This is a genomic window from Pseudoalteromonas sp. PAR1, from assembly GCF_947311895.1.
Taxonomy (GTDB): Bacteria; Pseudomonadota; Gammaproteobacteria; order Enterobacterales; family Alteromonadaceae; genus Pseudoalteromonas; species Pseudoalteromonas lipolytica_C.
Window position 1 is genome coordinate 38,012 of sequence record NZ_CAMZMY010000030.1, and the last position, 6,055, is coordinate 44,066.

Here is a 6,055-nt window from a genome sequence, read left to right on the forward strand (position 1 = left end):
GCCGCCAAGCTAATTGCTAATTGGGAGCAAACAAAATGAGTCAAAATTACGAAAAATATTATGTTCCGGCCCAGAGCCCATGGCCAATAGTTGGTGCGATTGCAATGTTCTTAATTGCTGTCGGGGCAGGCCTGACAGTGATGCAAGTGAGCGCAGAAGCTAGCAGTGGTCAATATGTGTTGTATTTAGGCATTGCGATACTATGTTACATGCTGTTTAGCTGGTTTAAAAACGTCATCGAAGAATCACACAGTGGTTTATATTCAGCGCAAATGGATCGTTCATTTAGACAAGGAATGAGCTGGTTTATTTTTTCTGAAGTTATGTTTTTTATGGCATTTTTTGGTGCTCTGTTTTATGCCCGTATGATTTCAGTACCTTGGCTTGGTGGTGCTGGAAATAATGCCATGACCAATGAGGTACTCTGGCCAACGTTTGAAGCAGTATGGCCGTTGTTAACTACGCCTGCAGGTGATACAACTCAAGCAATGGGGTGGCAAGGTCTACCTCTTATTAATACGCTCATCCTACTCACCTCATCAGTCACTATCCACTTTGCTCACGTTGCAATGGAAAACAATAAGCGTGGTGCTTTAAAAGCATTTTTATCACTTACCGTGCTATTAGGCGCAATCTTTCTGGGTTTGCAAGTGTATGAATATATGCATGCATACCAAGATTTAGGTTTAACACTGGATGCTGGCGTTTATGGAAATACCTTCTTTTTATTGACGGGTTTTCATGGCATGCATGTGACGCTTGGGACCATTATTTTATTTGTCGTACTGCTAAGAATTTTTAAAGGCCACTTTACGAGCGAAAAGCATTTTGCATTTCAAGCGGCTGCTTGGTATTGGCACTTTGTAGATGTGGTGTGGTTGTGTTTATTTGTATTTGTGTACGTGCTGTAGCTTTGTGAAGCGGCGACGGGTTGGTGTGAATAAAGCCCAATTTCATTGCGGCAATAATGAGGAGCAGCACAATACCTGAAAACAGCACCCGACGACCTAAGTAATGCGACATGGGTTTCGAGTGCTCTTTTGCTGACATCATCACAAACAGCGCTCTAAATAGATTGAACAGAATATAAAGTAATAACAAAACAATAATGATTTTAATCATATTAGGTATTCCAAATGCAGTTAATTTTATGGCGTAAACAAAAGCTTAGCTCAATTATCGCAATTTGCGTTGTGATACTTGCAGTGCTTATTTGTTTACGACTAAGCGTTTGGCAATACCAGCGAGGCGAGCAAAAACAGCAGCAACTAAGCCAGTTAGCCGTTTCGAAAGAGCAAGGAGTTTTGAGCTGGCAAGAGCTGCAAAATTTACCTAGAGAGCTGAATAAAACGGGCTTGCAAGTCAAGGTCTCTGGCGAGGTAAATAAACAGCAGTACTGGTTACTTGATAATCAAATTTATCAGGGGCAAGTGGGCTATGACTTACTAGTCGCGATGACAATTGCAGGTGAAACCGCACCTTTAATCGTTAACTTTGGTTGGCTAAAAGCTCCAACAAACCGTAACCAGTTGCCAACCGTTGTGTGGCCAGAATCAACAAGGCTTACGGCCACAGTGCAATTGAAACAAGGCAACTTACAAGGTTTTACACTTGCCGATGATATTGGTGCAGAGCAAGGCTGGCCCAAGCGCATTCAAGGCATCGATTTAGCAATTTTTAGTGCTCAATTAGCAAAGCCCTTACAAGGCTTTATTGGTTATCGCAATGAAGCAGATGGTATAGCAACCCCGCATTATCAGAGTGTTGTGATGGGACCAGATAAACATTACGCCTATGCCGTGCAGTGGTTATTAATTGGCTTGGCTTGTGTGGTTATTGCTTATTTTGCGATGAGAAGGAGAGGTTATGAAAATAAACCCGCTTAGTTTATTCGTTTTATGCTGCTTTGTGCCGCTGGCACTTGCTTATGCAGCATTAAAGCTTGAGTGGTTACCGAGTGGTTCGAGTAATCATGGTGAGCTTTTAAGGGAGGAAGTGAAACTAGCTGATTGGCAACAAGGCGAGCCTAAACAATGGACTATTGCGCTCAATTATCCAAAAGAGTGCAGTGAAGTGTGTGAAAACCAATTAGCAAGTTTAGACAACCTCTACGTCGCTTTAGGGAAAAATCAGCAAAAAGTAGATGTGGCGGTACTGACGAATCAACAGCAGGTATCGGCTAATTGGCGTCAATTAGCAGTAAGTCCAGCGCTCAAAGCGGGAGACTTATATTTGGTTGATCACATGGGCTTGGTGGTTTTGCATTACCCCTATACGGCTGAGCCCGAACAAAACAGACTTATTCAAAAAGGCTTACTTAAAGATTTAAAAAAACTACTTAACTATGCGCGTTCAAGTTAAACCTCATTAAGGGGATAAAGATGTATAAAAATTATAAATATTTAGTCTTAATTACGGTTTTCTTTTCTATTTTGGTTGTTGGGCTCGGTGCTTATACACGGCTTAGTGATGCAGGGCTTGGTTGTCCTGATTGGCCAGGGTGCTATGGGTTTTTGACTGTACCAAAACATGAAACTGCTCTGTTACATGTTGAACAAAACTACCCTGATATGATGTTTGAGGCAGCAAAAGCCTGGAAAGAGATGATCCATCGCTATTTTGCTGGTGCCCTTGGTCTACTGATTCTAGCTTTGTTTGTTTTTGCATGGTTAAAACGTCAATATCCAAATACGCCAGTTAAACTGCCATTAGCGCTATTACTGCTGGTGATTTTCCAGGCTGCATTAGGCATGTGGACAGTCACCATGAATTTACAACCCTTGGTCGTAATGGGGCATTTGCTAGGCGGCTTTAGTATTCTATCCTTGCTTTTTCTTCTTTATTTACGGCTAACAACAAAGCCGATTGCAGGAGGTGATGCAGGAGCAAGACCATATTATCGCTTAGCGCTTGTTGGTTTAGTGGTTTTGGTTTTACAAATCGCATTAGGCGGTTGGTTGGCTGCAAACTATGCAGCTCCTCATTGTAATGGCTTACCTTTATGTAGCTACGGACAACCGTTTTCGTTAAAGAGTGTGTTTCAGCTTCCACTTGAACATAGCACTTACGAGTATGGTGTGCTGTCACAACAGGCTCGTATGTCGATTCACTTACTGCATCGCATTTGGGCGTTAGTCACTTGTGTGGTGCTAGCGCTTATTATGTGGCGTATATATTCACAGAGTTTTTCCAGAAAAATTAAGCATTGTACAGTAACAGTATTAGTCGCCTTATTGTGCCAAATCTGTCTCGGCCTTGCTGTTGTGCATTGGCACTTTCCATTAAGTGTAGCGCTTGCTCATAACCTGATGGCTGCACTGTTATTGTTGAGCATGGTACGTCTGTGCTTTCATTTAAAAGCAAGAACTTAGGAGGCTATTATGGCGATATTATTAAGCACAGAAAAGTCGTTAATCAGTCAATCAACAGAGCGATTGAAGGATTATCTTGCCATTAGTAAGTTTAAAGTTGTTGCTATGCTTGTTTTAACTGCATGGGTCGGTTTAGCGCTTGCGCCTGATGTGGGGCGAGGGTTGTTTGTTCAATTAGCCAGTTTGCTTGGAATTGGCCTGTTATCTGCGGCAGCAGCGGTGATAAATCATGTTGTAGATAGTGAAATAGATAGCAAAATGGCGCGAACCCGTCATCGCCCTGTTGCTAAAGGACGTTTAAGTAAGCAGCATGCGCTGAGTTTTGCTGCGATAATTGGCTCACTTGGTTTCACTATGCTCATAGTCTGGGCAAATACATTAACTGCCGTGCTAACTTTATTTGCACTGGTTGGTTATGCCTTTATTTATACCTCTTTTTTAAAGCGAGCAACACCGCAGAATATTGTGATTGGTGGCTTAGCTGGCGCGATGCCACCGTTATTGGGCTGGGTGTCTGAAACAGGTCACATGGCAGCAGCGCCTTGGCTGTTGGTAATGATTATTTTTACTTGGACACCGCCGCACTTTTGGGCACTCGCGATTGCTCGAAAAAGCGATTATGAACGGGCAAAAATTCCAATGCTGCCCGTGACTCATGGTATTGAATTTTGTAAAACCTGCGTTGTAGCTTATTCAATATTGTTAGCCTTGGTCTGCGTATTACCATACCTGATTGGAATGTCGGGAGTAATTTACTTACTTGCGGCATGTGCCTTGAATACGGTGTTTATTTACAAAGCGCTGAAACTAAAAATTGCCCCTAAAGATGACACCGCAATGGATTTATTTCGTTTTTCAATTGTCCATTTAATGCTACTCTTCATCGCCTTATTTATTGATAAATGGTTAGTTTTATGACTCGAATAGGCGCTTTTTTGTGTTTGAGTGCGGTAGTGTTTGTAACCGGTTGTGGTAAAAGCAACACCGCTCCTGAGGTCGAAGCACTGGTGTATGAGCAAGCAAAGCCGATTAGTCCGTTTTTATTAACCGATCAACATGGTGAGCCCACTGATAACAGCCAGTTTATGGGACATTGGAATTTAGTCTTTTTAGGCTACACCAGTTGCCCAGATATTTGCCCAATGACATTGGCAAAGTTAACAGCAGTACAAAAGCAGTTAAGCCAAGATTACCAAGTGCAAGTGTGGTTTGTAGCAGTTGATCCAAAGCGCGATACCACTGAAAAACGAAAAGCCTATATTGATTACTTTAACCCTGAGTTTCTTGCTGTATCAGGCCCCCATAAGCAACTTTTCCCCTTTGTTAGGGAGCTTGGCTTAATTTACGCAATTAATGATAGTGATGAGCAGGAATATGCCGTTGACCACAGTGCCTCTGTGGTGATGGTTGATGCAAACGGCGCCGTTCGGGCTATTTTTAAGCCTGAGTTTAAGGCTGGTAGTGTGCCATTAATCAACGCCACGACATTGACTGAAGAGTTCCGAAAAATTGCAGATTATTACGTAAATTGATTTTTTTAATATTTTGTAAAAGTTTGCTCGAAAGAAAAGCTTTATTTTTTGCAATAAATGTCTAAGCTACTAAAAAATTTTACTATTTTTTGATTCAAATTATGGCATTTTCATTAACTAGGACTAAGCTTTTGTTATGAGTTGCTTTGAACGGGGAAAGTATTAAGAATGTTAAAGCTCCCTACAGAATTAGCTATTACTCAGGTCGAGTCATTACATCAAGATTTACTGCATGAATTATCTGCAAACGATGATATCTGTCTTGATATTAGTGAGGTTACTCGGGCTGACACGGCGTCGGTTCAGCTGTTATGTGCGTTACAAAAACATTTACTCTCTGTGCATCATAAAATTATATGGGTGGGCGAGAGCGAGCCATTGCAGCAGGCAATAAATAGTTTGGGTTTAGGCCATTATCTTGTGCTTGAAAATGCCAATTAAGAGGTTTATATGAAAAGAATTTTAGCAGTTGATGATTCAGCATCTATGCGCCAAATGGTTGGCTTTACGCTTAAAAAGGCAGGGTTTGATGTAACGGAAGCAAAAGATGGCAGTGAGGCATTAAGTATTGCCAAACAGCAAGGTTTTGATGCTGTCATTTCCGACGTTAACATGCCGGTAATGGATGGTATTACACTGATTCGCGAGTTACGCAGCTTACCTAACTATAAGTTTACGCCATTGCTAATGCTCACCACTGAGTCAGGTTTAGACAAAAAAACAGAAGGTAAAGCAGCGGGTGCTACTGGGTGGATTGTTAAACCTTTTAACCCAGAGCAATTGTTAGCGGTATTGAAAAAAGTGATTCGCTAACAATAGGAGCGAGGCATGAGTATAGATCTAAGCCAATTTTTTGAAGTGTTCTTCGAAGAAAGCTTTGAAGGACTTGATGCGATGGAAGCTGAGTTATTAAACTTGGTTCCCGGCGAAGAAGATCAGGAAACTATAAATACTATTTTCCGTGCCGCGCATTCAATTAAAGGAGGTAGTGGTACTTTTGGTTTTAGTGCTGTTGCAGATTTTACTCATGTCCTAGAAACTCTGTTAGATCAAATACGTGAAGGTTCACGAGACTTAACATTTTAGTATTTATGCGACACGCAGTTTGTGTTGCATAATCGCTTGTTGGACTGAGCCGCTACCTACTCGGTG

Annotated in this window: 9 protein-coding genes and 1 pseudogene; 9 read left to right on the top strand and 1 reads right to left on the bottom strand. The window is 41.6% G+C overall.

All coding sequences use genetic code 11. From position 1 onward, the window contains the following. The first annotated feature begins 35 nt into the window (after positions 1-35). The gene (locus QL229_RS18685; RefSeq protein ID WP_135922910.1) at positions 36-911 is read left to right on the top strand and encodes a cytochrome c oxidase subunit 3; all 876 of its coding nucleotides are present in this window, start codon (positions 36-38) and stop codon (positions 909-911) included. Here QL229_RS18685 and QL229_RS20520 read toward each other — a convergent pair. Next, positions 811-1,122, bottom strand: a complete 312-nt coding sequence (locus QL229_RS20520; protein ID WP_135922909.1) for a DUF2909 domain-containing protein — start codon at positions 1,120-1,122, stop codon at positions 811-813. The two genes, QL229_RS18685 and QL229_RS20520, sit on opposite strands and share 101 nt — an antisense overlap. A 14-nt stretch (positions 1,123-1,136) precedes the next feature. Here QL229_RS20520 and QL229_RS18695 point away from each other — a divergent pair, with 14 nt between their 5' ends. From QL229_RS18695 to QL229_RS18730, 8 genes and pseudogenes are all read left to right on the top strand, one after another. After that, positions 1,137-1,886, top strand: coding sequence for an SURF1 family protein (locus tag QL229_RS18695; RefSeq protein WP_135922908.1), 750 nt, complete (start codon positions 1,137-1,139; stop codon positions 1,884-1,886). Beyond that, a complete protein-coding gene (locus QL229_RS18700) occupies positions 1,867-2,361 on the top strand; it encodes a transmembrane cytochrome oxidase associated protein (protein WP_135922907.1) in 495 nt (164 codons plus the stop codon). Before QL229_RS18695 ends, QL229_RS18700 begins: the two co-directional genes overlap by 20 nt. Positions 2,362-2,381: 20 nt before the next feature. Continuing rightward, positions 2,382-3,371 carry a COX15/CtaA family protein gene (locus QL229_RS18705; protein WP_135922906.1) on the top strand — a complete coding sequence of 330 codons (990 nt, stop codon included), beginning with the start codon at positions 2,382-2,384 and terminating at the stop codon, positions 3,369-3,371. Positions 3,372-3,380: 9 nt separating this feature from the next. Next, complete coding sequence (gene cyoE / locus QL229_RS18710; RefSeq protein ID WP_253039420.1) at positions 3,381-4,289, top strand: heme o synthase; 909 nt, start codon at positions 3,381-3,383, stop codon at positions 4,287-4,289. Further along, on the top strand, positions 4,286-4,903 hold the full coding sequence (locus tag QL229_RS18715) for an SCO family protein (protein WP_281547306.1): 618 nt from the start codon (positions 4,286-4,288) through the stop codon (positions 4,901-4,903). Before cyoE ends, QL229_RS18715 begins: the two co-directional genes overlap by 4 nt. 168 nt (positions 4,904-5,071) lie before the next feature. Beyond that, on the top strand, positions 5,072-5,344 hold the full coding sequence (locus QL229_RS18720) for an STAS domain-containing protein (protein ID WP_135922903.1): 273 nt from the start codon (positions 5,072-5,074) through the stop codon (positions 5,342-5,344). Positions 5,345-5,353: 9 nt separating this feature from the next. Then, positions 5,354-5,716 (top strand): response regulator, encoded by a 363-nt coding sequence (locus QL229_RS18725; protein WP_135922902.1) that lies wholly within the window; start codon positions 5,354-5,356, stop codon positions 5,714-5,716. A 15-nt stretch (positions 5,717-5,731) separates the two neighbouring features. Beyond that, positions 5,732-5,983, top strand: a pseudogene (locus QL229_RS18730) (Hpt domain-containing protein); the annotation flags it as partial. Between the last annotated feature and the right edge of the window lie 72 nt (positions 5,984-6,055).

Coding starts and splice junctions, on each gene's coding strand:
- QL229_RS20520 (WP_135922909.1), bottom strand. CDS start 1,122: ATGATTAAAATCATTATTGTTTTGTTATTACTTTATATTCTGTTCAAT.
- QL229_RS18725 (WP_135922902.1), top strand. CDS start 5,354: ATGAAAAGAATTTTAGCAGTTGATGATTCAGCATCTATGCGCCAAATG.
- cyoE (WP_253039420.1), top strand. CDS start 3,381: ATGGCGATATTATTAAGCACAGAAAAGTCGTTAATCAGTCAATCAACA.
- QL229_RS18715 (WP_281547306.1), top strand. CDS start 4,286: ATGACTCGAATAGGCGCTTTTTTGTGTTTGAGTGCGGTAGTGTTTGTA.
- QL229_RS18695 (WP_135922908.1), top strand. CDS start 1,137: ATGCAGTTAATTTTATGGCGTAAACAAAAGCTTAGCTCAATTATCGCA.
- QL229_RS18720 (WP_135922903.1), top strand. CDS start 5,072: ATGTTAAAGCTCCCTACAGAATTAGCTATTACTCAGGTCGAGTCATTA.
- QL229_RS18700 (WP_135922907.1), top strand. CDS start 1,867: ATGAAAATAAACCCGCTTAGTTTATTCGTTTTATGCTGCTTTGTGCCG.
- QL229_RS18685 (WP_135922910.1), top strand. CDS start 36: ATGAGTCAAAATTACGAAAAATATTATGTTCCGGCCCAGAGCCCATGG.
- QL229_RS18705 (WP_135922906.1), top strand. CDS start 2,382: ATGTATAAAAATTATAAATATTTAGTCTTAATTACGGTTTTCTTTTCT.